The 23,418-nt window shown below is 62.5% G+C and carries 21 protein-coding genes; 13 read left to right on the top strand and 8 right to left on the bottom strand.

The genetic code is table 11. The features are described 5' to 3' along the window. Positions 1–6: 6 nt before the first annotated feature. From fabA to BFP92_RS11000, 4 genes are all read right to left on the bottom strand, one after another. On the bottom strand, positions 7–522 hold the full coding sequence (gene fabA, locus BFP92_RS10985; protein ID WP_003210552.1) for a 3-hydroxyacyl-[acyl-carrier-protein] dehydratase FabA: 516 nt from the start codon (positions 520–522) through the stop codon (positions 7–9). Between the two features lie 249 nt (positions 523–771). Beyond that, positions 772–2,673 carry an ATP-binding protein gene (locus BFP92_RS10990; RefSeq protein ID WP_056859721.1) on the bottom strand — a complete coding sequence of 634 codons (1,902 nt, stop codon included), beginning with the start codon at positions 2,671–2,673 and terminating at the stop codon, positions 772–774. Further along, positions 2,670–3,599, bottom strand: coding sequence for an ABC transporter substrate-binding protein (locus BFP92_RS10995; protein WP_065929505.1), 930 nt, complete (start codon positions 3,597–3,599; stop codon positions 2,670–2,672). The genes BFP92_RS10990 and BFP92_RS10995 overlap by 4 nt, the downstream gene beginning before the upstream one ends. A 1-nt stretch (position 3,600) precedes the next feature. Next, on the bottom strand, positions 3,601–5,721 hold the full coding sequence (locus BFP92_RS11000) for a TonB-dependent receptor plug domain-containing protein (RefSeq protein ID WP_342356517.1): 2,121 nt from the start codon (positions 5,719–5,721) through the stop codon (positions 3,601–3,603). Between the two features lie 193 nt (positions 5,722–5,914). On the opposite strand from BFP92_RS11000, the gene BFP92_RS11005 reads away from it, so the two are divergent. From BFP92_RS11005 to BFP92_RS11045, 9 genes are all read left to right on the top strand, one after another. Then, complete coding sequence (locus tag BFP92_RS11005) at positions 5,915–6,940, top strand: NAD(P)H-dependent glycerol-3-phosphate dehydrogenase (protein WP_056859718.1); 1,026 nt, start codon at positions 5,915–5,917, stop codon at positions 6,938–6,940. Positions 6,941–6,951: 11 nt separating this feature from the next. After that, entirely contained in the window at positions 6,952–7,299 is a 348-nt protein-coding gene (locus tag BFP92_RS11010; protein WP_065929507.1) for a DUF4389 domain-containing protein, read from the top strand. Beyond that, on the top strand, positions 7,296–7,745 hold the full coding sequence (sixA, locus tag BFP92_RS11015) for a phosphohistidine phosphatase SixA (RefSeq protein WP_065929508.1): 450 nt from the start codon (positions 7,296–7,298) through the stop codon (positions 7,743–7,745). The genes BFP92_RS11010 and sixA overlap by 4 nt, the downstream gene beginning before the upstream one ends. Before the next feature lie 85 nt (positions 7,746–7,830). After that, entirely contained in the window at positions 7,831–9,480 is a 1,650-nt protein-coding gene (locus BFP92_RS11020; RefSeq protein ID WP_065929509.1) for an AMP-binding protein, read from the top strand. 30 nt (positions 9,481–9,510) lie between these two features. Beyond that, complete coding sequence (locus BFP92_RS11025) at positions 9,511–9,954, top strand: hotdog fold thioesterase (protein ID WP_065929510.1); 444 nt, start codon at positions 9,511–9,513, stop codon at positions 9,952–9,954. Positions 9,955–10,051: 97 nt separating this feature from the next. Next, positions 10,052–10,855: an alpha/beta fold hydrolase gene (locus BFP92_RS11030; RefSeq protein ID WP_065929511.1), complete on the top strand. Its 804-nt coding sequence runs from the start codon at positions 10,052–10,054 to the stop codon at positions 10,853–10,855. Continuing rightward, a complete protein-coding gene (locus BFP92_RS11035; RefSeq protein WP_065929512.1) occupies positions 10,852–11,706 on the top strand; it encodes an alpha/beta hydrolase in 855 nt (284 codons plus the stop codon). The genes BFP92_RS11030 and BFP92_RS11035 overlap by 4 nt, the downstream gene beginning before the upstream one ends. 102 nt (positions 11,707–11,808) lie before the next feature. Beyond that, positions 11,809–12,627, top strand: a complete 819-nt coding sequence (locus tag BFP92_RS11040) for a DUF4892 domain-containing protein (RefSeq protein ID WP_065929513.1) — start codon at positions 11,809–11,811, stop codon at positions 12,625–12,627. A 73-nt stretch (positions 12,628–12,700) separates the two neighbouring features. Further along, positions 12,701–13,762 (top strand): AI-2E family transporter, encoded by a 1,062-nt coding sequence (locus tag BFP92_RS11045; RefSeq protein ID WP_065929514.1) that lies wholly within the window; start codon positions 12,701–12,703, stop codon positions 13,760–13,762. Here the strand turns inward: BFP92_RS11045 and BFP92_RS11050 are convergent. Together BFP92_RS11050 and BFP92_RS11055 are read right to left on the bottom strand one after the other, a co-directional pair. After that, complete coding sequence (locus tag BFP92_RS11050; RefSeq protein ID WP_065929515.1) at positions 13,759–14,793, bottom strand: sensor histidine kinase; 1,035 nt, start codon at positions 14,791–14,793, stop codon at positions 13,759–13,761. The two genes, BFP92_RS11045 and BFP92_RS11050, sit on opposite strands and share 4 nt — an antisense overlap. Continuing rightward, a complete protein-coding gene (locus BFP92_RS11055) occupies positions 14,793–15,557 on the bottom strand; it encodes a response regulator (protein ID WP_056859738.1) in 765 nt (254 codons plus the stop codon). Before BFP92_RS11055 ends, BFP92_RS11050 begins: the two co-directional genes overlap by 1 nt. Before the next feature lie 261 nt (positions 15,558–15,818). Between BFP92_RS11055 and pyrF the strand changes: the two genes are divergently transcribed. Then, a complete protein-coding gene (gene pyrF, locus BFP92_RS11060) occupies positions 15,819–16,517 on the top strand; it encodes an orotidine-5'-phosphate decarboxylase (RefSeq protein WP_065929516.1) in 699 nt (232 codons plus the stop codon). Between the two features lie 111 nt (positions 16,518–16,628). Here the strand turns inward: pyrF and BFP92_RS11065 are convergent, their stop codons facing one another. Next, positions 16,629–17,636, bottom strand: a complete 1,008-nt coding sequence (locus BFP92_RS11065; protein WP_065929517.1) for an NADP-dependent oxidoreductase — start codon at positions 17,634–17,636, stop codon at positions 16,629–16,631. A 228-nt stretch (positions 17,637–17,864) separates the two neighbouring features. Between BFP92_RS11065 and BFP92_RS11070 the strand changes: the two genes are divergently transcribed. The 3 genes from BFP92_RS11070 (at position 17,865) to BFP92_RS11080 (ending at position 22,324) form a co-directional block, all read left to right on the top strand. Beyond that, positions 17,865–18,626 carry an SDR family oxidoreductase gene (locus tag BFP92_RS11070; RefSeq protein ID WP_065929518.1) on the top strand — a complete coding sequence of 254 codons (762 nt, stop codon included), beginning with the start codon at positions 17,865–17,867 and terminating at the stop codon, positions 18,624–18,626. A gap of 203 nt (positions 18,627–18,829) precedes the next feature. Continuing rightward, positions 18,830–20,242, top strand: coding sequence for an aminotransferase-like domain-containing protein (locus BFP92_RS11075; RefSeq protein ID WP_065929519.1), 1,413 nt, complete (start codon positions 18,830–18,832; stop codon positions 20,240–20,242). Positions 20,243–20,356: 114 nt separating this feature from the next. After that, positions 20,357–22,324 (top strand): methyl-accepting chemotaxis protein, encoded by a 1,968-nt coding sequence (locus BFP92_RS11080; RefSeq protein ID WP_065929520.1) that lies wholly within the window; start codon positions 20,357–20,359, stop codon positions 22,322–22,324. 27 nt (positions 22,325–22,351) lie between these two features. Here BFP92_RS11080 and BFP92_RS11085 read toward each other — a convergent pair whose 3' ends face one another. After that, on the bottom strand, positions 22,352–23,164 hold the full coding sequence (locus BFP92_RS11085; RefSeq protein ID WP_065929521.1) for an alpha/beta fold hydrolase: 813 nt from the start codon (positions 23,162–23,164) through the stop codon (positions 22,352–22,354). Positions 23,165–23,418 lie beyond the last annotated feature (254 nt).

The following is a 23,418-nucleotide window of genomic DNA, read 5'->3' on the forward strand; positions in this document are numbered from 1 at the left end:
TAACCCTTAAAAGTTGTCAGTGGAAGTGAATACGCCGACCCGAAGGCCTTCGGCAGTATAGATCTCGCGACCGTCGACAGTCACCGAACCGTCGGCGATAGCGAGGTTCAGCTTGCCCTTGAGGACGCGCTTGATTTGAATGTTGTAGGTGACTTTCTTGGCGGTCGGCAGGACCTGGCCAAAGAACTTCACTTCGCCCGAACCCAGGGCACGACCGCGACCTGGCAGGCCTTGCCAGCCCAGGTAGAAACCGACCAGTTGCCACATGGCATCAAGGCCCAGGCAGCCCGGCATCACAGGGTCGCCTTCGAAATGGCAGGCGAAGAACCACAGATCAGGGGTGATATCCAGCTCGGCGACCAATTCACCTTTGCCGTACTTGCCACCCTCTTCGCTGATATGGGTGATGCGATCCACCATCAGCATGTTCGGGGCGGGCAGTTGCGCGTTACCTGGGCCGAACAGCTCACCGCGACTGCAGCGCAGCAGGTCTTCCCGAGTAAAGGCGTTTTGTTTGGTCATGCGAGCTCCTCAATAATCCCATGCGGCAGGGCAGGGTAAATCTTCCCGGACCGAATGAAGCGTTCATGCCTCATATCGGCAGCCTACACATAGACTATTGCGTTGTAGTGAAAGTCACAGCGTCAAGGTACTCAATGTACACTTGTTCACTGAAATTTTAAACCGAGCCTGTTTATCGGCCCGTTTGGGTGCCTAAGACTGCCGCACTTTCGTCTTTCACGCCAGTCGGAGTTGGCTGATGGCGCCGCGCTATTGCACCCAGCGCTGCAGTATTTGCTGCAAATCCGTGCGTTTGAACGGCTTGGCCAGGTAATCGTTCATTCCGGCTGCCAGACAGGCTTCGCGATCACCCTGCAAGGCGTTGGCCGTCAGCGCGATAATCGGCAGGTCGGCGCAGCCGGGCAGTTGGCGAATCCGGCGGGTGGCTTCGTAGCCGTCGATCAAGGGCAGGCGGCAATCCATCAGGATCGCGGTAAAAATCAGGCTCTCGGCACTGCGGATCGCCTCGGCGCCATCGATGGCCAGGCTCACTTCAAACCCCAGGCTGCGCAACATGGCTTCGACCACGGTGCGATTGACCGGGTTGTCCTCCACCAGCAACACATGGCGGCCATCACCCGCGCTGGCCTTGCCCTCGGCGTCCAGGGCGATCGCCGGCAGGCTGTGCTGGTCGATGGCCAGCGGGATTTCCAGAGTAAACACCGAGCCACGGCCTTCCTGGCTTTGCGCGCGCAGCGTGCCGCCCATACGTTCGGCCAGCGTGCGCGCAATGGGCAAGCCCAGGCCGGTGCCGCCGTAACGTCTGGAAATGGAACTGTCAGCCTGCTGGAACGCATCGAACATCAGTTCCAGGCGTTCGGCGGAAATCCCGATGCCACTGTCGCGCACCGTGCAGGTGAACCACACCAGTTCATGGTCGAGGGTTTGCCAATGGGGCTCGACGGTGACGCTGCCGTGCTCGGTGAATTTGAGCGCGTTACCGATCAGGTTCACCAGGATTTGGCGGATACGGGTCGGGTCACCCTGCACGCGCAAGGCGTCCATGCCCGGCGGAATCGGCAACTCCAGGCTCAACCCGCGCTGCTGTGCGCTGTGCTGGAAGGCCTGGGCACAGCTGTTGATCAGGTCGGCGAGGTTGAAGGGGATATGTTCCAGCTCCAGCGCGGCGCGTTCGATGCGTGAGAAATCGAGGATGTCGTTGATGACTTTAAGCAGGTGCTCGGTGGACTCCGACGCCAGCGCCGCGTATTCGGTCTGCTCCTCGGTCATCTCGGTGGTTTCCAGCAGTTGCAGCATGCCCAGCACGCCGTTCATGGGCGTTCGCAGCTCGTGGCTCATCATCGCCAGGAAGTCCGACTTGGCGTTGTTGGCCCGTTCGGCCTCCTCGCGGGTCTGGATCAACTGGGCCATGGCCTGCTGCTGTTCGCGGCTGGCCTGGTTAAGGCCTTCGGCGAGGTTGTTGATGTGCCGCGACAAGTCGCCCAGCTCCGAGTCATCGACAATCGGCAGCGGTGTCTTGTAGTCGCCTTGCTGGATGGCTTTTACCGCGTGGCCCATGGCGCTGATCGGCTGCGACAGGCTGGCGGCCAGGCGCCGGGCGAGCAGGAAGGTAAACAGCAGGGCGAACAGTGCGAGGATGCCGGCCTTGAACAGAATCTCCTGCTGGCGCTGGCTGAAGGCGTCGTTGGACATGCCGACGATCACCCGGCCCAGGTAATCGGCACGCGGCGCCTTGGGTTCGTTGAGGTTGTCCTGGAAAAAGTCATTGCCCAGCTGGATATGCTGCAAGCGGATGGGGGCCTGGAACACTTTCACCGACAGCGAACGGTCGTGTTTCTCCGAGGGTTGCTCGACATACACCAGGATGTTCTCGGTGCTGTCCTGAATCTCCAGAAAGCGCACATGCGGGGTGGCCAGCGTGGCACGCAGCAGGCTTTCGAGCACATCGTTGTTGCCGGAAATCACCCCGTACTCGGTGGCCGGGGCCAGTTGGTTGGCGATCAACTGGCCGGTGTGGTCGAGCTCCTGGCGCAAGTCCTGGATACGCACGAAGGTAAAGAAGCTGATCAACAGCAGGGTCAGCAACAGCGCCGGGCCCAGGGTGATGAGCTGGGTGCGGGTGTTGATGTCCCAGCGACGACGCAAGGTCATGGGCGTTTTTCTCCTTCGGCCAGGCGGGCGGCGACGGCGGCTTCGTCCACCTGTTCGATCCCCAGTGAGCGCGCGACTTGCGGGTTGCCCACGACTTTGAAGTGTTGCGGGTACAGGCTGCGTGGCCAGTTGGCGGGCGGATGATCCAGCAGCCGGTCGAGTACATCCAGCCAGTCGGCCTGGTCGCTGTAGGTGCTGGCCAGGCTGCCGGCCTTGACGAACCCGGCGTTGGGGCCCACCAGCGGCAGTTGCTGGGCATAGCTGCTGAGCAACAGGTTCTTCACGGTTTTCGGGTTGTACAACTGCGGGTCGTCGAGGCCGAGCAGCACGTCACTGTTCTTGAGCAGGTTTTGCAGCGGGCGGCTGTCGCTGATGTTGTCCCAGCGCTGCGGCACGATTTGCAGGCCCATGGGCGCTGCGTACTCGCGCAGCTCCGGCAGCAGGAACTCACTGTCGCTGCCATAGAGCACACCGATGCGTCGGGCCTGCGGCAGGATGTTGGCGATCAGCTTGAGTTGGCGCGCCAGCGGCGGGTCGCTCCACAACAGGCTGATTTTTGCCGGATGGGTGGTGCCCAGGCGCTGGCGTGCCTGCAGGCGGCTGATACGCAACACCAGGGTCGGCGGGCCCTGGTCATCCTGCAGGCGCCAGTCGAGGCCGGGCAGGTCCAGCAGGATCAGGCGGGTGGCGGGCGGCAACCGGCTCGGCGCGGGCAAGTCTTTGAGCGGGACAAAGCTCACCTGGTCTTCGGGGCGCTGCCGGGCCAGGGCTTGGGTAAATGCCTGAACGCCGGCACCGTCTTCGGCGGCGGTCAACAGGATATCGGCGCTCCACGCCGGCGCGGTCAGCAGCAGGCACACCAGCAGCAAGGCACGGCGCCAGAGCCGAAAGATAAAGAAGGGGGTCATCCGTGACTGAGCGCTCATGTCAGAATTCCAGCTCCGCGCTGAAATAGAGGACATGGCGACTGTCGTAGTTGTTATCGGCCCAGGTGGTGGGCTGGTTATCGAGGCGTTGTTGCAACATGCCGGCCAGCTCCACATTGGCTTTGCCCAGGGCAATGCGCTTGGCCACCCGCAGGTCGACCCGTTCGAAGCGATATTGGTTGAGCGCATCGTCGCCATAGTAGAACAGCGCACTGGACCAGCCGTGGCCCCACTCGCGCAGCCAACCGGCCGAGCCGCTGTTGCGCGCGGTTTGCGCCTTGTCCAGCGGGTTGCTGGATGCGGCGTCGACGTAAGCATAGGTCAGGCGCAGGCGGTCGGTATTGCTCATGCGCCAGTCGAACTGCGATTCGGCGCCGGTGAACCGTGCGCTGTTAGCGTTGCTGGCAATGTATTGGTTGTTGCGCAGCGGTGAGCTGATCATCTCGGTGATTTCGTCGTAGAACAGTTTCACGTCGACATTCAACCCGAAGTCGGCAAAGAAGCCGTTGTAGCCCAGCTCTCGTGAGCGCATCAACTCTTTATCGAGGTTGCCGGGGCCCCGCGTCACCACAAAATATTGCCCGGAGTTCTGCCCGTAGGTCGGGGAGCTCAAGTTGGTGACGCGGTAGCTCCAGTTGACGTTGTTCTCGAACATGTCGGGCGAGCGAATCGCCTCGGAGTACACCGCCCGCAGGCCGTGGCGCGGGTTGATCAGGTAGTTGACCGCCACCCGCGGCGTCAGCGAGTTGCCGCTCAAGTGGGTGTCTTCGTACATGGCGCCGCCTTGCAGCAGCCAGTGTTCGCTGGCGCGCCATTCCAGGTGGCCGAACAAGCGCCAGGTGGTGTCGTCAAGGGTGCCGTTGAAGTAGGTGTCGGAGTCGGCGCGGTCGTAACGGTAGTTCATGCCGCTGACCAGGCGCAGGCTGTCGGACAGGCTCAGGGTGTCCTGGATCTCCAAGTCGTAGCGGCTTTCGCGGGTGCTCTGGTCGATATCACCGCAGACGCTCTGGTTGGCGCCGTCGCGCCACTGTTCCAGGACTTGCTTGGCCAGGCCCTGCTCAGTGCTGCTGCCAGGCGGTAAACTGTCTGGTTTGTAACTGTTCATGTGCCGGGCCAGCTGTTCGGCATAGTTGGGGTTCAGTTGCCACAACCGCGTCAGCTCCGGGCTGAACGAGACCTTGGCATCACAGGCTTTCCAGACCTGCTGTCGGTCCCATTGCTGGGCCGAGCCCTGAATGTACAGGCTGTGCTCGGGGTTGAAGTCGACGTTCCAGCGCAACGACCCGGCATAGTCCTTGGCGACGGCATCGGAATTGGTGCCGCCTTCGGTAATCCCGGCAAATACCGGCGTGTAGGTATAAGGACGCTGGTTGGTGCCTTCCTTAGCGTCAAATTGCCAGTCGAGGCTCTGTTGCGCATTCAGGGTCTGGCTCACCGCCAGGCTGAAGCGGTTGAGGCGGCGGCTGTCACGGCGGTCGGCGCCGACGGCATCGCTGTCAAAGCCATCGTCCTGCTGACCGGACAAGGACAGGCGCAAGTCACCGGTTTCCCAACCCACGCCCTGGCTGGCGTAGTAGTCGTTGATGCCGCGCTGGCCACGGATGACTTTAATCCGCGAACCGTGGCTGTTGGCCGGTGAGCGCGTGAGGATATTGACCACCGCCATCAGCGCGTTGGCGCCGTAGCTGACAGTGTTGGGGCCACGGAATACCTCGATGCGCTCGATATCTTCCATGGCCACCGGGATGTCGCTCCAGTCCACGGTGGCAAGGCCCGCGCGGTACACCGAGCGCCCGTCGATCAACACCTGCATGCGCCGCGCGTCGCTGGCGCTGGTGCCGTGGTAGTTCACCGCGGCCTGGTTGCCGCTGGTGTAGCCGACCATCATCCCCGGCACCAGCCGCAGCAGCTCGGCGATGTCGCGTGCGCCGCTGGCCTTGATCAGCTCGCTGTCGATCACCGTCATGCTGCCGGGCACGGCCGCGGCCGATTGCTTGAGGCGTGTGGCGGTCAACACTTGCGGCAGCGGCTGGCTGTCGAGAAACAGGTCATCAGCCAGCGCAGGTGTGCTGCACAGCAACATCAGCAACAGCGATGAGCGAGGAGGAGGGCCCAGATACACGGCACGGCCTTGATAATTACGGATAGCCGCCCATGTTAACTGAGGTGGGGCCATTTGCCAGTCGTGGGACTTGCAATTACTTCACACAAGTGTGGCATTTTCCGACAAGCGCACGAATTGACGCGGGGGCTGGCCGCAAGCGGGTCGCCCCGTATAATGCCGCCATCGCCATGTAAGGATTAACGGATTGCATATGACTGAACAGCGCCCTATTGCGGTCCTGGGAGGCGGAAGTTTTGGTACCGCCGTGGCTAACCTGCTGGCTGAGAATGGCCACGCGGTGCGCCAGTGGATGCGCGATCCCGAGCAGGCCGAGGCCATCCGCGTGCATCGGGAAAACCCCCGTTACCTTAAAGGCATCAAGATTCATCCGGCGGTGGAACCGGTCACCGACCTGTTGGCGACGCTGACCGACTGTGACCTGTGTTTTGTCGCGCTGCCTTCCAGCGCCTTGCGCTCGGTGTTGGCACCCCACGCTGAGCGTCTGGCCGGCAAGCTGCTGGTCAGCCTGACCAAAGGCATTGAGGCGCAGACCTTCAAGCTGATGAGCGAAATCCTCGCCGAGATCGCCCCGCAGGCGCGCATCGGCGTGCTGTCCGGGCCGAACCTGGCGCGGGAAGTCGCCGAGCACGCGCTGACCGCCACGGTGGTGGCCAGCGAAGACGAGGCGCTGTGCGAACGTGTCCAGGCTGTGCTGCATGGCCGTACCTTTCGCGTCTACGCCAGTGGCGACCGCTTCGGCGTCGAGCTGGGCGGGGCGCTGAAAAACGTCTACGCGATCATCGCCGGCATGGCCGTGGCCCTGGGCATGGGCGAGAACACCAAGAGCATGCTGATCACCCGCGCGCTGGCGGAAATGACCCGTTTTGCGGTGAACCAGGGCGCCAACCCGATGACCTTCCTCGGGTTGGCCGGCGTAGGCGACTTGATCGTCACCTGCTCGTCGCCCAAAAGCCGTAACTATCAGGTCGGTTTCGCCCTCGGCCAGGGCCTGAGCCTGGAAGACGCGGTTACGCGCCTGGGCGAAGTCGCCGAAGGCGTCAACACCCTCAAGGTGCTGAAGGCCAAGGCCCAGGAAGTCGGTGTGTACATGCCGCTGGTCGCCGGGCTGCACGCGATCCTGTTTGAAGGGCGCACCTTGAACCAGGTGATCGAGCTGCTGATGCGCGCCGAGCCCAAAACCGACGTCGACTTTATTTCCACCAGTGGTTTCAACTGAGGAACGCGCACATGAACGATCCGAAAGACAGCCCAAAATACGAGTCCATCCTCCTGCGTATCCTGTGGATGCTGGTGTTTGCGCTGGTGTGGCAAGTGGCGCAGTTCCTGCTCGGTGCGCTGGTGGTGGTGCAGTTGATCTATCGCCTGATCTACGGCGCGCCGAACCTGGGCCTAATGAACGTTGGCGACAGCCTCAGCCAGTTCCTGGCGCAGATCGGCCGTTTCGGCAGCTTTCATACTGAACAGAAACCCTGGCCGTTCGCCGATTGGCCAACCCCACGTGCACCCGAAGGCGAAGCCGCCCACAGCGTGCCGCCGGCGCCGCACCCGGTGCGTGATGAGGAGCCGAAGCTGTGAAGCTATGGATTTTGCGTCACGGTGAAGCCGAAGGGCATGCGCGCACCGACGCCGAGCGCAACCTCACCGAGCATGGTCGTGGCGAAGTGTTGCGCAGTGCCGCGCACCTGATTGGCCAGCCCATCAGTGCCATTATCGCCAGCCCCTATGTGCGGGCGCAGCAGACCGCGCAGTTGGTGCGTGAGGCGCTGGGTTTCGAGCCGCAGGTCCGCACGGTGCCGTGGTTGACGCCTGAGGGCAACCCGCTGCAAGTGCTGGAAAAGCTCGACACCGATGACAACGTGCTGCTGGTCAGCCACCAACCCTTGGTGGGCAGCCTGATCAGCTTTTTGCAGCATGGTCACCCGCGCCAGCCAGAGCCGATGCACACCGCCAGCCTGGCGGAGCTGGAAGGCGATTTTCCGCTGGCAGGGCTGATGAGCCTGGTCAACGTAAAAAACCCATAAGCTGGATCGCTTCTTTTTGTGTGCTATATAGTCAACCAAGCAAGTGCTTGGTTGGCTATCATCGGATCACAAAGGAGCGCGTCCCATGCCTGTCGCTTTTCGTTTGCCGTTGCAGGTCTTCTTCGAACGTGAAGCGCGACACCCGCGCAAACCTTTCCTGGTGCAACCCATCGGCGGCGGCGAGGTGCAGACGCTCACCTGGGGCGATGTCGGCCATCAGGCCCGATGTGCCGCGCATTGGCTGCGCGCCCGGGCATTGCCCCAGGGCTCGCACATTGCCCTGATCTCGAAAAACTGCGCGCACTGGATCATTGCCGACCTGGCGATCTGGATGGCCGGGCATGTGTCGGTGCCGTTGTACCCCAACCTCACGGCGGACTCCGTCAACCATGTGCTCACGCATTCGGAGGCGGCGCTGGTGTTGATCGGCAAGCTGGATGACTGGCCCGCCATGGCGCCCGGCATCCCGGCCGGTTTGCCGACCATCAGCCTGCCGTTGTGCCCGGCCGGCGACTTTGATTTCAGCTGGGCAGACCTGCAAGCCAGTTCACCGATTCAGGACAACCCTTTGCCTGAGGCCGCGAGCCTGGCCACCATTGTCTACACCTCCGGCACCACCGGCTTGCCCAAAGGTGTGATGCAAACCTTCGGCGCCTTGGGGTTTGCCGCCACGCGCGGCACGCAGATATTTGGCTTGGGCGAGGACGACCGGCTGTTGTCCTACCTGCCGTTGTGCCACGTGGCAGAGCGCATGTTTGTCGAGTTGGCGGCGATCTATACCGGGCAAACCGTGTTTTTCGCCGAAAGCCTCGACACCTTCCTGACCGACCTGCGCCGCGCGCGCCCCACGGCCTTGTTCGGCGTCCCGCGTATCTGGACCAAGTTCCAGATGGGCGTCTACGCCAAAATCCCGGAAAAACGCCTCGATACCCTGTTGCGCCTGCCTTTTATCGGCAAGCGCGTCGGCCACAAAGTGTTGGTCGGGTTGGGCCTGGATGCGCTGCGCATCGCGCTGTCCGGCGCCGCCCCGGTGCCGGAAGCCTTGCTGCGCTGGTATCAACGCCTGGGCCTGGACGTGCTGGAGGTGTATGGCATGACCGAAAGCTGCGGCTATTCCCACGTGTGCCGCCCTGGCCATCAGACGCTCGGCTGGATCGGCTTGCCGTGTCCTGGCGTTGAGGTGCGCATCGACCCGATGGGCGAAGTGCAGGTGCGCAGCGGCGCGACCATGCTCGGTTACTTCAAGGACCCGCAGAAAACCGCCGAAACCCTCACCGACGATGGCTTCCTGCGCACCGGCGACAAGGGCGAGCAGGATGCTGACGGCCGCCTGCGCCTGACCGGGCGTCTCAAGGAGATCTTCAAGACCAGCAAGGGCAAGTACGTGGCCCCGGCGCCGATCGAAAACCGCCTGGCTGAACACGCGCGCATCGAACAGGTGTGCGTGGTCGGCGATGGTTTGCTGGCGCCGATGGGCCTGTGCGTGTTGTCGGCCGGCAGCCAGGACCGACAGGCACTGCGCAGCAGCCTGGAATGCTGGCTGGAACAGGTCAACGGCGCGCTGGACAAGCACGAGCGGTTGCGCCAACTGGTGGTGGTCAAAGACAGTTGGGCAGTAGAGAACGGCTTTCTGACGCCGACTTTGAAGATAAAACGCAACGTGATCGAGTCGACTTACGGCGCACAATTTTCGGCCTGGAGCGAACGCAGCGAGCCGATTGTGTGGCAGGATTAGGGTCGTAATAAAACCAATAAGGACGATTTCATGAGCTTGTGGCGCACCCAACCGAATATCGAGCAACTCAACGCCAGCCAGAAAAACACCATCGGTGAATTGCTGGATATCCGTTTCGAAAGCTTCGACGACGAGTCCCTGACCGCGAGCATGGTGGTCGACCAGCGCACCCACCAACCGTACGGCCTGCTGCACGGTGGCGCGTCGGTGGTGCTGGCCGAAAGCGTCGGTTCCATGGCGGCTTACCTGTGCATTGATGCCAGCAAGTTCTATTGCGTGGGCCTTGAGGTCAACGCCAACCACCTGCGTGGTGTGCGCAGCGGGCGGGTGACGGCGGTGGCGCGGGCGATTCATATCGGCCGTACTACGCAGGTCTGGGACATTCGCTTGACCAGCGACGATGGCAAGGCCAGCTGCGTGTCGCGCCTGACCATGGCCGTGGTGCCGTTGGGCGAGAAGCCGCTGGCACGATAGGCGTGGCGTGAGTGTCATCATTCCTGGCGGTTACAGTCATTGCTGTACGATTAAAGGCTGGTGACAATTCACTTCTGTTCTCGTAGATGGATCCTGTATGTCGCAGCACGTGTTTTTTGCCCATGCCAATGGCTTTCCTTCGGCCACGTACGGCAAGTTGTTTGCCGCCCTGGCCCCGGAATACGCGGTGGCGCATTTGCCGCAGCACGGTCACGACCCCAGGTTTCCGGTGGATGACAACTGGCAGAACCTGGTGGACGAGCTGATCCACCACCTGGAACAGCAACCGGAACCGGTGTGGGGCGTGGGCCATTCCTTGGGCGGCGTACTGCACTTGCACGCCGCCATGCGCTGCCCGCAGCTGTACCGTGGCGTGGTGATGCTCGATTCGCCGGTGTTGACCCGCGCTGACCGCTGGGTGATTCGCGCCGCCAAGCGCTTTGGTTTTATCGACCGTCTGACGCCGGCGGGGCGCACCTTGGGGCGACGGGAAGAATTCAGTGACCTGGCAGCTGCACGCAGCTATTTCGCCGGCAAAACGCTGTTTCGCGGTTTCGACCCGGAGTGCTTTGACGCGTACCTGCAACACGGCCTGCAACAGGTGGGCGATCGCCTGCGCTTGCGCTTTGACCCGGCCACCGAGATCAGTATCTACCGAGGCGTGCCCCACACCAGCCCAGGCCAGGTTCGCCAATTGAAGGTGCCGCTGGCGGTGGTGCGCGGTCGCCAGAGCCGGGTGGTGATGCGTCACCATGCCAGTGGTGTCGACCGCCTGCCCATGGGCGAAATGCTCACCATGCCCGGCGGCCACATGTTTCCCCTCGAACGCCCCCAGGACACCGCGACGTTGATCAAGAACCTGTTTTCCCGCTGGCAAGCCCGCGAGCGCAGCTGCGCATGAGCAACCCGGTCGAAGAAGTGCGCCTGAGCCTGCCGCATATCGAATTGGCCGCGCATCTGTTCGGGCCTGAAGACGGCCTGCCGGTGATCGCTTTGCATGGCTGGCTGGACAACGCCAACAGCTTTGCGCGGCTGGCGCCCAAGCTTGAGGGGTTGCGCATCGTTGCGCTGGACATGGCCGGGCATGGGCATTCGGCCCATCGGCCTGGCGGGGCCGGTTATGCCTTGTGGGATTATGTGTTTGATGTGCTGCAAGTGGCTGAACAACTGGGCTGGAAACGTTTTGCATTACTTGGCCATTCCCTGGGCGCCATCGTTTCCCTGGTGCTGGCCGGGGCGTTGCCGGAACGTGTCACTCACCTGGGGTTGATCGACGGCGTGATCCCGCCGACCGCTGCTGGCGAGAACGCTGCCGAGCGCCTCGGCATGGCGTTGCAGGCGCAATTGAGGTTGCAAGACAAGCGCAAACCGGTCTACAGCACCTTGGACCTCGCGGTGCAAGCGCGCATGAAAGGCGTAGTGGCGGTCAGCCGTGAAGCCGCCGAACTGCTGGCCCAGCGCGGTTTGATGCCCGTGCCGGGCGGCTACACCTGGCGCACCGACGCGCGCTTGACCCTGGCATCGCCGATGCGCCTGACCGATGAGCAGGCGATGGCTTTCGTGCGGCGTGTGGGTTGCCCTACACAGTTGGTCGTCGCGGCTGACGGCCTGTTGGCGAAACATTCCGAATTGCTTTCTCAGCTACCTTTTACGGTGAGCACGCTGCCGGGCGGCCATCATTTACACCTTAATGATGAGCCCGGCGCGATCCTTGTTGCAGACTGTTTCAATCGGTTCTTCTCCACGCCTTGACTTGGCGGGGTCAACTGCCGAGGCTGGGCGGATTGAAAGGGAGTCAACCATGTACGAACTCAACACTGCTGTGCACTTCGATGGCCAGGGCTCACTCATCCGATGAGCCTGCGTAAAGAATGTCTCCGTGCCCTTGGGCTGTGCTGTTTCAGCCCCCTGGTGTTCGCCGCCGATGTGCCAGGCAGCCAGGATCTGCCGGCCGTGGCCCGTCAGGTCGATGCGCAAATCGTCGATTATCGCCCCGCTGAAGAAAAAGAACGCATCTACCCCATGGGCGCGATCCGCAAGATCAGCGGCCAGCTGCGCTACGAAGGCCAGGCCACGGCCCGCGGCCAAACCACTGCCATCACCTATGAACTGCCCGCCGAGCACACCTCCAGCGCCGCCTTTACCGCGACACGTGAAGCGTTGCAGGCCAAGGGCGCGCAGCTGTTGTTCTGGTGCCAGGCGCGTGATTGCGGCGAAAGCAGCCTGTGGGCCAATGAAGTGTTCGGCAATGCCAAGCTGGTCGGCGCCGACGGCCAGCAGGAATACCTGCTGCTGCGCCTGGCAGCCCCGCAGGACCACTCGTTGGTGGCGCTGTATGGCATTACCCGTGGCAACCGCCGTGCTTATCTGCATGTAGAACAACTGGACGCCGGCGCGCCCTTGGGCGACTTGCTGCCCACCTCGGCGACCTTGCTGCGCGAGCTGAAAAGCACCGGCGAGCTGGACTTTCCGGCACTCGGCAACGCGCCTGACACCACCTGGCTGACCTTGATTTCCCGCGGTTTGAACCTCGACGCCACCTTGCGCGTGAGCCTCACCGGGCCGACCGCCGAGGCCTGGCGCCAGGGCCTGATCGACAGCGGTGTGCGTGCCGCCCGCCTGGAAACCGGCAGCGGTGACGCTAAGGGTTTGCACCTGCATCTGATACGCTGACCGTTATCAAGGCGAACGGACCCGCGCCGTTCGCCTAAGCTCTCTTCCTACAGCCTTATTCTCGAGAAACCCGATGCTCAATAACGATCGCCTACTGGTGCAAATCCTGCTGCTGGTGTTGTTTGGTGCCAGCTTCTGGGTGATGGCGCCATTCTGGTCGGCGCTGTTCTGGGGCGCGGTGCTGGCGTTTGCCAGCTGGCCGCTGATGCGCTTGCTCACGCGCTGGCTGGGTGGCCGTGAATCCCTGGCGGCGGGCATCCTCACGTTGGGCTGGATGTTGCTGGTGGCGGTGCCGCTGGTGTGGCTGGGGTTCAACCTGGCCGACCATGTGCGTGATGCGGTAGGCCTGATCAAGGATATCCAGGTTGACGGCTTGCCGGCCGCCCCGGCCTGGCTGAACGCGATCCCCTTTGTTGGCGAGCGGCTGGTGGCGACCTGGGACAGCATCGACCAACAGGGTGCAGCGCTGATGGTCAGCATCAAGCCGTACCTGGGGCAGGTGGGCAACTGGCTGTTGGCGCGCAGTGCGCAAATTGGTGGCGGTATTCTTGAGCTGACCCTGAGCCTGGTGTTCGTGTTCTTCTTTTACCGTGATGGGCCACGGCTGGCGATGTTTGCCCATCGGTTGCTGGAGCGCCTGATCGGCGAGCGCGCCGGTTACTACATCGAACTGGTGGCCGGCACTGTGCAGCGGGTGGTCAACGGCGTGATTGGTACGGCGGCGGCCCAGGCCCTGCTGGCGCTGATCGGCTTCCTGATTGCCGGCGTGCCGGGCGCGCTGGTGCTGGGCATCGTCACCTTCCTGCTCAGCCTGATCCCCATGGGCCCGCCGCTGGTGTGGATTCCCGCCACGGCCTGGCTGGCATGGAAGGGCGACTACACCTATGCGGTGTTCCTCGGTGTCTGGGGCACGTTCATCATCAGTGGCGTGGACAACGTGCTCAAGCCGTACCTGATCAGCCGAGGCGGCAACCTGCCGCTGGTCATCGTGCTGTTGGGCGTGTTTGGCGGCTTGATTGCCTTTGGCTTCATCGGCCTGTTTATCGGCCCGACCTTGTTGGCGGTGGCCTACAGCCTGCTGACGGATTGGAGCGCGACCCAGTCCCAGGAACGTCGCGAAGATAAAGCGCTTTAGGCCCTAGGCAAGTACATCACGGCCGTCAGGCCACCGCCTGGGGTTTCCTCCAGGCTCAGGTGGCCGCCGAGGCGCTCCACGGCTTCCTTGGAAATGGTCATGCCCAGGCCGACGCCACCGGAGTTGCGGTTGCGTGAGCCTTCGAGGCGAAAGAACGGTTCGAACACCGCCTCACGTTTATCCGCCGCGATTCCAGGCCCGTGGTCGATCACGCGGATCACCAGGGCGCCCCGGCTGTCTGCCAACTCAATACGCGCCGTGCCGGCATACCGCAGGGCGTTGTCGATCAGGTTGTTGAGGCACGAACGCAGTGCCATCGGTTGCACCTGCAACGGCGCGCAAGTGCCGCAAAACTGCACGTCCGCGCCTTGGTCCTGGGCGTTTTCGCTGAGGGACTCGACCAGCGCCTGCACGTCGAGCCAGTGCCGGGTCTCGCTGGTGCGCTGTTCGTGCAGGTAGCTCAAGGTGGCGTCGAGCATGCCGATCATGTCGTCCAGGTCCTGGCGCATCTGGCCTTGCAGCTTGGGGTCTTCGATTTGCTCCAGGCGCAGCTTGAGGCGTGACAGCGGCGTACGCAGATCATGGGAGACGGCGCCGAGCATGCGCGCGCGCTGGCTGACTTGCTCGCGGATGCGCTTTTGCATCAGGTTGAAGGTCGATGCAGCCTGGCGCGCTTCCCGTGGCCCGGACTCGTTGAGCGGCGGGCTGTCGAGGTCAAGGCTCAAGCGTTCGGCGGCTGCACTCAGGCGCTGGATCGGCCGGCTCAGCAGTTTGGCGCCGTACCAGGCGGCGATGATCAGCGAGATAAACTGAAAGGTCAGCGGCACCACGGGGCCGCCGTACCACGGCCGGTGATGGCGGGCCAATGGCTTCATCGTACCGTCCGGTTGCTCGACAAAGGTTTCCTGGGGCGGCGGTGGCGGCGGGCCGTAGTGGCGGAACCAGAAGATCGCCAGCACATGAGCGAGCACAATGGCCACCAGCAATACGCCGAACAGCCTGCCAAACAGCGTATTGAAGGTGGCGCGCATCAACCGATATCCCGGGCGTCGAACAGGTAGCCTTCGCCGCGCACGGTCTTGATCAGTTGCGGGGCTTTCGGGTCATCCCCAAGCTTCTGGCGCAGGCGCGATACGAGCAGATCGATGCTGCGGTCGAAGGCTTCGATGGATCGGCCACGGGCAGCATCCAGCAATTGTTCGCGGCTCAGCACACGGCGCGGGCGCTCGATGAACACCCACAGCAGGCGAAATTCCGCATTGGACAGCGGCACCACCAGGCCATCGTCGGCCACCAGTTGGCGCAGTACGCTGTTGAGGCGCCAGTTGTCGAAACGGATGTTGGCGCGCTGCTCGGTGCGGTCATCGCGCACCCGGCGCAGGATGGTCTGGATACGCGCCACCAGCTCGCGCGGCTCGAACGGCTTGGACATATAGTCATCGGCGCCCAGTTCCAGGCCGATGATGCGGTCGGTGGGTTCGCAGCGTGCGGTGAGCATCAAAATCGGGATGTCCGACTCGGTGCGCAACCAACGGCACAGCGACAGGCCATCTTCGCCCGGCAGCATCAGGTCGAGTACTACTACATCAAAGGTTTCGGCTTGCATGGCGGTGCGCATGGCCGTGCCGTCGGTGACGCCGGTGGCGAGAATATTGAAGCGGGCCAGGTAGTCGATCAGCAGTTCGCGGATCGGCAGGTCGTCATCGACGATCAGCGCGCGGGTGTTCCACCGCTTGTCTTCGGCGATCACCGCGCCTTTTTGCTCTTCGTTTACAGAGACGGTAGGGGTATGCATAGTGCGATCATCTGCCTGGGTTGTTGCATTGAGCATAGGCGCCCGGTTCCATGGCTGGAAGTGCCGGGCGAGCGGTCATGTGCGCGAGGCTAGTCGCGGGGCGTGTTGAGGGCATGTCGGGAATGTATCGGTCTTGACACAATGACTCGAAATCCCCGGTTATGCGCGCTTGATCAGCATTTTACCGATCATCGGATCCCGCAACGGCGCCGCTTGCGCTACAATCCGCGCCGATTTCGACTTGCCTGAGAGCCCATTCCAATGCCCGTCTGCCAGACTCCTATCATCGTCGCCCTGGATTACCCCACTCGTGACGCCGCACTGAAGCTGGCTGACCAGTTGGACCCCACGCTTTGCCGGGTCAAGGTCGGCAAGGAACTGTTCACCAGCTGCGCCGCCGAAATCGTCGGCACCCTGCGTGACAAAGGCTTCGAAGTATTCCTCGACCTGAAATTCCATGACATCCCCAACACCACGGCCATGGCGGTTAAAGCCGCCGCCGAAATGGGCGTGTGGATGGTCAACGTGCACTGCTCCGGCGGCCTGCGCATGATGAACGCGTGCCGCGAAGTGCTCGAGCAGCGCAGCGGCCCCAAACCCTTGCTGATCGGTGTGACCGTGCTGACCAGCATGGAGCGCGAAGACCTGGCCGGCATCGGCCTGGACATCGAGCCGCAGGAGCAGGTCCTGCGCCTGGCGGCATTGGCGCAGAAGGCTGGCCTGGATGGCCTGGTCTGTTCGGCCCTGGAGGCCCAGGCGCTGAAGACCGCGCACCCGTCGCTGCAACTGGTGACCCCGGGGATACGCCCGGCAGGCAGCGCCCAGGATGACCAGCGTCGTATCCTGACGCCGCGTCAGGCCCTGGATGCCGGCTCGGACTACCTGGTGATCGGTCGCCCGATCAGCCAGGCGGCGGATCCGGCCAAGGCACTGGCGGCAGTTGTCGCCGAAATCGCCTGATGATCGTTCCCACGCTCTGCGTGGGAACGCCTCTTGTGACGCTCTGCGTCACGCTTTGGGACGCAGAGCGTCCCGGGCTGCATTCCCACGCAGAGCGTGGGAACGATCGGGTCAGCTGACTTTAAGCACCAACTTCCCAAAGTTCTCGCCGTTGAACAGCTTCATCAACGTCTCCGGGAACGTCTCCAGCCCCTCGACAATATCTTCCTTGCTCTTGAGCTTGCCCTGGGCCATCCAGCCGGCCATCTCCTGCCCGGCGGCGGCAAAGTTCGCCGCGTGGTCCATCACCACAAACCCTTCCATGCGCGCACGATTGACCAGCAACGACAAATAGTTGGCCGGGCCTTTCACCGCCTCTTTATTGTTGTACTGACTGATTGCGCCGCAGATCACCACCCGCGCCTTCAGGGCCAGGCGGCTGAGCACGGCGTCGAGAATGTCGCCGCCAACGTTATCAAAATACACATCCACGCCTTTGGGGCACTCGCGCTTGAGGGCGGCTGGCACGTCTTCGCTTTTGTAATCGATGGCTGCGTCAAAGCCCAGTTCATCAATGAGGAATTTGCACTTGTCGGCGCCCCCGGCAATGCCCACCACGTGGCAGCCCTTGAGCTTGGCAATTTGCCCGGCAATGCTGCCCACCGCACCGGCGGCGCCGGAGATCACCACCGTTTCACCGGCCTTGGGCGCGCCGGTGTCGAGCAGGGCGAAGTAGGCGGTCATGCCGGTCATGCCCAGCGCTGACAGGTAGCGCGGCAGCGGTGCCAGTGTTGGGTCCACCTTATAAAAACCGCGCGGCTCGCCCAGGAAATAATCCTGCACGCCCAGGGCGCCGTTCACATAATCACCCACCGCGAATTTCGGGTTGTTCGAGGCAATCACCTTGCCCACGCCCAGCGCCCGCATGACTTCGCCGATGCCGACCGGTGGAATGTAGGATTTTCCCTCGTTCATCCAGCCACGCATGGCCGGGTCCAGGGACAGGTATTCATTGCGCACCAGCACTTGCCCGTCCGCTGGCGTGCCCACCGGCACTTCCTGGTAGGTGAAGGTCTCCCGCGTGGCCGCACCGACCGGGCGTTTGGCGAGCAGGAATTGGCGGTTGGTCTGGGCAGTCATGGCAGGGACTCTTCAAAAAGTGAGCCTTGAGTGATAGACCTTCATCGGCTTGGGGGCAAGTTAAAGGGTGAGTGCGAATGCCCGCCGATAGGTCGGGTTGATAGTTGGCCCCTGCGTCTTATCACTGCCATTCATGCGACCCCAACCGGCCATATGATAGTGCTGACGCGCCCGCCATGCGCTTGGCTAGACTCGGCTCACGGCCATTTCTTGCATAGGACATCCCCCATGAGCATGACGTTTTCCGGCCAGGTCGCCCTGGTGACCGGCGCCGCCGCCGGTATTGGCCGCGCCACTGCGCTGGCATTTGCAGCAGAAGGCTTGAAAGTAGTGGTAGCCGACCTGGATGTGGCGGGCGGCGAGGGCACGGTTGCGTTGATTCAACAAACAGGCGGCGAAGCGCTGTTCGTGCGCTGCAATGTCACGCTGGAGGCCGATGTGCAGCAATTGATGGCACAGACCATCGCCGCCTATGGGCGCCTGGACTATGCCTTCAACAACGCCGGCATCGAGATCGAGAAGGGCAAGCTGGCCGACGGCAGCCTGGATGAGTTCGATGCAATCATGGGCGTCAACGTCAAGGGCGTATGGTTGTGCATGAAGTATCAACTGCCGCTGTTGCTGGCCCAGGGCGGTGGTGCGATCGTCAACACCGCCTCGGTCGCCGGGTTGGGCGCTGCGCCGAAGATGAGCATCTATGCGGCGTCCAAGCACGCCGTGATCGGCCTGACCAAATCGGCCGCCATCGAATATGCAAAGAAGAAAATCCGCGTGAATGCAGTGTGCCCTGCGGTGATCGACACCGACATGTTTCGCCGTGCCTATGAAGCAGATCCGCGCAAAGCCGAGTTCGCCGCCGCCATGCACCCGGTCGGGCGCATTGGCAAGGTCGAGGAAATCGCCAGTGCCGTGCTGTACCTGTGCAGCGATGGGGCAGCGTTTACCACAGGGCAAGCCTTGGCGGTGGATGGTGGCGCGACGGCTATCTAGGACTCAATGCCATGCACTCTTGGAAAAGGATAGGGTCGCTGTGGGGCGTTTCCATGGCTGGCACAAGGCCTCGTCAGAATGTGTATCAGAAGGTAAATAAGTCAATAAAATCAATACTTTAATAAGAGTTTACGGCCGGTTTTAGCGAGCTTCTGTGCTTAACTGTTTGGGGTTGAATAACAGACAGTTGAAGTGAGTGGCTCATGGATTTAGGGATCGATCGACAAGCCCTTGTACCGGTGGTGCAGCAAATCGTCAGCGCGGTGGCGCAATGGATACGCAAGAGCGGCGCGAGCCCCGGTACGCGCTTGCCGTCCATCCGGCAACTGGCCCTCGACAACCTGCTCAGCCAGTCCAGCGTGATAGAGGCTTTCGAGCGAATGGTCGCCCAGGGTTTACTGGCGTCCAGGCAAGGCTCGGGATTTGTGGTCGCCCAGCCGGCTGTTTGCCTTGAAAGCCACTGGTATGAGGGGGCGGAGCTGGGTTGGGGCGACTATGTCGATGGCCCGTTGGGCGAGTTGAAGCTCGGTTGCGGCTGGCTGCCGGACACCTGGCGTGAAAGCGATGACCTGTGCTACGCGATACGGGAAATCAGCCGCACCGACACGGGCGGCCTCTTTAACTACAGCACGCCACTGGGCCTGCCGGCATTGCGCGAGCAGTTACTCAAGCGGCTGACCCAGATAAAGGTGGCCACCTGCCTGGATCGCATCCTGACCACCCATGGTGCCAGCCATGCACAGGACCTGTTGATACGCTCGCTGCTCAAGGCCGGCGATACGGTGGTGGTCGAGACGCCGGGCTACGCCAACCTCTATCGACAGTTGGAGCGTCATGGCGTCACGTTGCTGGAAGTTCCGCGCACCGTGGGCGGCCCGGACATGCCGGTGCTCGAGCAACTGCTGCTGCGCCATCGCCCCAAGTGCCTGTTCATCAACTGCCTGTACCACAACCCCACGGGCACCAGCTTGTGCCGCGCCGTGGCCGAGCGGTTGCTGGAGCTTTCGCACCGTGATGGCTTCCTGATCATTGAAGAGGACGTTTTCGGCGACCTGCAGCACGCCAGTTGCACGCGGTTGTCGGCCTTGCCCCATGATGACCGGGTGATCTACGTATCAAGCTTTTCCAAGACCCTGAGCAGTGCCCTGCGCGTGGGTTACGTCAGTGCCGGCGCGGCCATCGTTGCGCGAATGGCCAGCCTCAAGACCCTGACCGGTATCGGCACGTCACGGTTTGCCGAAACAGTGGTGGCCGCGCTGTTGGCCAATGGTACTTACCGCAAATGGGTGCAACGCCTGCGCAAGCGTTTGAATGCGCAAATGGCAGCCACTCTGGAGGTGCTGGAGGATGAGGAATGGCAGGTGTTTGCCGTGCCTGCCGGCGGTATGTTCGTGTGGGCGCGGCCGGGTCTGGGCGATCATTCCCGGTTGCAGGCGTGCGCGCGCAGGCTTGGCGTCTTGCTGTCATGCGGGGCGCTGTTTGCTCCCCGCGGCGAACACAGTGACTGGCTGCGCATCAATGTGGCCTATGCTGCTGATCAGCGGGCGTTGGCGTTGTTCCGCGCCATGGGGCCTGCCAGATCGACCTCGACCATTCTGAAAACGACGAGCATGTAGCTTTTTGCCATTATTGTGGCGCCAACGTCTTGTGCCAATGGCGTCTCGTTGCGAATCTCGCTGCATGGCAACCAGGCTTGCTGGCAGCTGCCCGTGCAAGAGGATTCAAGTGCAATGATTTCGGCCGTGCAACGACGTTTCGCCAACCTCGGTATGGCAAAAAAACTGGGCTTGGGCTTCTCCCTGGTGCTGCTGCTGACGGCGCTGGTGGCGGCCATTGGCGTGTGGTCGCTGCAAACCGTTGGTCAGCGTTTCGAAGGCCTCAATGCGATGTCCTCGCTCAACAGCGGCTTGCTCAAGGTGCGCTTGATCGAGCAGGACTACGCGTTGCATGCCGACCCCAAAGCCGTCGATGCCTTGCATGAAAGCGTCGATGCCCTGGCTGCCCTGGCGGCCTCGCTCAAGGCCCAGTCCGCCGCCAATGTGCCGGTGATGGGCGACGTTGAACAGGCGTTGGCCGCGTATCGCCAGGCGTTCGACGAATTTGTCGAGTTGACCCAGACCAAGGACCTGGCGCTGGAAATGGCCAGTTGGTCGGTCTCCAGCGTGGCCAATAACCTCGATGTGCTGCAAGCCGGCCTGGCCGACGATGGCGCCTACGGCCTCAAGGAAAGCCAGGGCAAAGAGGGCGCCGAGTTTATCGAGCAGGCCGGGCAGGTCAGCCAGGTGTCGCGGTTGATGCTGCAAGCCATGAACGAGGCGCGGGTGCGCCTGGACCAGAGCCGCAGGGCCGATGCCGACAACGCCGAGCAGGGCAAGATCGAACAGGCCGACCAGGCCCTGGCGCAGGTCGAGCAACTGAAAACCGCGGTCAAGGACGCGGGTTACCAGACCGTGCTCAACGAGGTGTCCGGGCATATTGCCGCCTTCAGCGAAAAACTCGGTGAGTACACCGGTTTGCTGGCTCAGGAAAAAATCGTCTACAAGCAATTGCATGACCGCGCCGACCAGGTGGTCAGCCGGGTCAACCAGGCGTATGCCGCCGAAGACCAGTCGATGCAGGCGCAATTGAAGAAAAGCACGTGGCTGATCATCGGTTCCTCGACGTTGGCGTTGTTGGTGGGGCTGATTGCCGCCTGGCTGATTACCCGCCTGATCGTGGCGCCGCTGCGCAGTGTGATTGCCGTGGCCCAGCAGATTGCTGCCGGTGATCTGAGCGGGCGCATGGAGGTCAGTCGCCGTGATGAAATCGGCCAGCTGATGCAAGCGATGCAACAGATGGGCACTGGCCTGAGCCAGATGGTCAGCGGCTTGCAGGCCGGCATCGAGCAATTGGCCAGCTCTGCACAATCACTCTCCAGCGTCACCGAACAAACCAATCTAGAGGTCAGCAGCCAGAAAGAGGAGACCGAACAGGTTGCCACGGCGATGAACCAGATGACCGCCACGGTGCATGACGTCGCGCGTAACGCCGAAGAAGCTGCGCAAGCGGCGCAGACCGCCGATGCCAAGGTCGACAGCGGCCAGCAGGTGGTGCGTCAGAGCCTGCAACGCATTGAGTTGCTGGCGGCCTCCAGCACCAGCGCCAGCGCCAGCATCGACAGCCTCAGTGCCGAGATCCAGCACATCGGCACGGTGTTGGGGGTGATCAAAAGTGTCGCCGAGCAGACCAACCTGCTGGCCCTTAACGCCGCCATTGAAGCCGCCCGCGCCGGCGAGCAAGGCCGAGGGTTTGCGGTGGTGGCCGATGAGGTGAGGGCGCTGGCCAAGCGTACTCAGCAATCGACCGAGGAGATCGAGCGGTTGGTGAGCACCTTGCGCAGTGCCGCGCAGTCGTCGGTGCAGCAGATTCAGCAAAGCGGCGAGCTGGTGAAGCTGGCCGTCAGCGATGCGCTGGAAACCGAGAGCGCGCTGGGCAGCATCGCCGCTGCCGTGTCCCTGATCCAGCAGATGAACCAGCAGATTGCCGCCGCCGCCGAGGAGCAAAGCTCGGTGGCCGAAGAAATTAATCGCAGTGTCACCAGTATCCGCGCGAGTGCCGACCAATCGGCGCTGAGCATGCAAGGCAACGCCGCGTCGAGCATTCAGTTGGCGCAGTTGGGGGCGCAGCTCAAGGGTATGGTGGGGCACTTCCGCCTTTGATCCATGAGCAAAGGCGGAACCGTGCGATCAGGCGTTGTTGGCGAGGAAGGTCAGCAGGGCTTCGTTGACGAAGTCCGGGTTTTCGCGGCTGGAGATATGCCCGGCGTCTGGAATCAGGGTCAGGCTGCAACCGATCAGCTCGGCCATTGCCCTGGATTCGGCAGGTGGGCGGGGCTTGTCCTGCTCGCCGCACATAATCAGGGTGGTGTCGGTGTCCAGGCGGTGCAGTTGGTCGAGGATATCGGCGCGGCTGAAGATCTGACGACCCAATGGCACGATGCTGTGCAGCAGGCGCTCCTTGGAGAAAGCCTGCAGCGACTGGCGAAAATCCTGGTACAGCGCAGATTCGCGGTCGATGCCTGGCCGGAAGAAGATCGGCGCGACCACATCCAGTAGCGGCTCAGGAATGGCGCCGGCGTCCTCAATCATCTTGAACAGCGAAAAGTAATACTGGCGCGTGGCCTCGGGCTCGGCGCCGAGGTAGGTGTCCATCAGCACCAGGCTGTTGATGCGCTGCGGCGCCAGCAGCGCCAGGCGCGCGCCCCACATGCCGCCTACCGACAAGCCCACCAGGTTGATCTGTGCAATGTCCAGCTGGTCCAGCAGGGCCAGGGTCTGGCGCGCCAGGTCGTCGAGGGACTGGGTTTTGGCCGGCAGCGGGCCGGATTCACCATGGCCCCACAACTCGGGGACGATCACGCGGTACTGTTGCGACAGGGCTTCAATTTGCGGCGCCCACATGTGGCGGTCCCACAGGTAGCTTGAGCCCAGCAGAACGACCGGGCCGGTGCCCTGGTCGACATAGTGCAGCGGTTGTCCATCAATGACGGCGACAGGCATAGCAGGCCTCTGACTTCACGGAGTTAGGGGCACTTTTTTACGCTAGTCGGGGGCGGGGGGATAGGTGCAAAGTGATGGCACTTGGTGGTGGCGTGGCGTGGCGTGGTGGGTTGGGCTGGGTTGGGTTGGGTGAATATCCGTTATTTAGGTAACGGCGGCTTATGGTTCCGCTCTTACAGCGGCTCACTTTTTGAGGGACCAAAAAGTAAGCAAAAAGTCCTCGCCCCAACACTCGGTGCCTCGCTGTGGCTCGG

Origin of the sequence: Pseudomonas sp. 58 R 3 (assembly GCF_900006605.1) — a bacterium.
In the GTDB taxonomy this organism is placed as follows: Bacteria; Pseudomonadota; Gammaproteobacteria; order Pseudomonadales; family Pseudomonadaceae; genus Aquipseudomonas; species Aquipseudomonas salomonii.

Coding starts and splice junctions, on each gene's coding strand:
- BFP92_RS11040 (WP_065929513.1), top strand. CDS start 11,809: ATGAGCCTGCGTAAAGAATGTCTCCGTGCCCTTGGGCTGTGCTGTTTC.
- BFP92_RS11055 (WP_056859738.1), bottom strand. CDS start 15,557: ATGCATACCCCTACCGTCTCTGTAAACGAAGAGCAAAAAGGCGCGGTG.
- BFP92_RS11005 (WP_056859718.1), top strand. CDS start 5,915: ATGACTGAACAGCGCCCTATTGCGGTCCTGGGAGGCGGAAGTTTTGGT.
- pyrF (WP_065929516.1), top strand. CDS start 15,819: ATGCCCGTCTGCCAGACTCCTATCATCGTCGCCCTGGATTACCCCACT.
- BFP92_RS11020 (WP_065929509.1), top strand. CDS start 7,831: ATGCCTGTCGCTTTTCGTTTGCCGTTGCAGGTCTTCTTCGAACGTGAA.
- BFP92_RS10990 (WP_056859721.1), bottom strand. CDS start 2,673: ATGACCTTGCGTCGTCGCTGGGACATCAACACCCGCACCCAGCTCATC.
- BFP92_RS11070 (WP_065929518.1), top strand. CDS start 17,865: ATGAGCATGACGTTTTCCGGCCAGGTCGCCCTGGTGACCGGCGCCGCC.
- BFP92_RS11025 (WP_065929510.1), top strand. CDS start 9,511: ATGAGCTTGTGGCGCACCCAACCGAATATCGAGCAACTCAACGCCAGC.
- BFP92_RS11065 (WP_065929517.1), bottom strand. CDS start 17,636: ATGACTGCCCAGACCAACCGCCAATTCCTGCTCGCCAAACGCCCGGTC.
- BFP92_RS11050 (WP_065929515.1), bottom strand. CDS start 14,793: ATGCGCGCCACCTTCAATACGCTGTTTGGCAGGCTGTTCGGCGTATTG.
- BFP92_RS11085 (WP_065929521.1), bottom strand. CDS start 23,164: ATGCCTGTCGCCGTCATTGATGGACAACCGCTGCACTATGTCGACCAG.
- BFP92_RS11010 (WP_065929507.1), top strand. CDS start 6,952: ATGAACGATCCGAAAGACAGCCCAAAATACGAGTCCATCCTCCTGCGT.
- BFP92_RS11030 (WP_065929511.1), top strand. CDS start 10,052: ATGTCGCAGCACGTGTTTTTTGCCCATGCCAATGGCTTTCCTTCGGCC.
- BFP92_RS11080 (WP_065929520.1), top strand. CDS start 20,357: ATGATTTCGGCCGTGCAACGACGTTTCGCCAACCTCGGTATGGCAAAA.
- BFP92_RS10995 (WP_065929505.1), bottom strand. CDS start 3,599: ATGAGCGCTCAGTCACGGATGACCCCCTTCTTTATCTTTCGGCTCTGG.
- BFP92_RS11075 (WP_065929519.1), top strand. CDS start 18,830: ATGGATTTAGGGATCGATCGACAAGCCCTTGTACCGGTGGTGCAGCAA.
- BFP92_RS11035 (WP_065929512.1), top strand. CDS start 10,852: ATGAGCAACCCGGTCGAAGAAGTGCGCCTGAGCCTGCCGCATATCGAA.
- BFP92_RS11045 (WP_065929514.1), top strand. CDS start 12,701: ATGCTCAATAACGATCGCCTACTGGTGCAAATCCTGCTGCTGGTGTTG.
- fabA (WP_003210552.1), bottom strand. CDS start 522: ATGACCAAACAAAACGCCTTTACTCGGGAAGACCTGCTGCGCTGCAGT.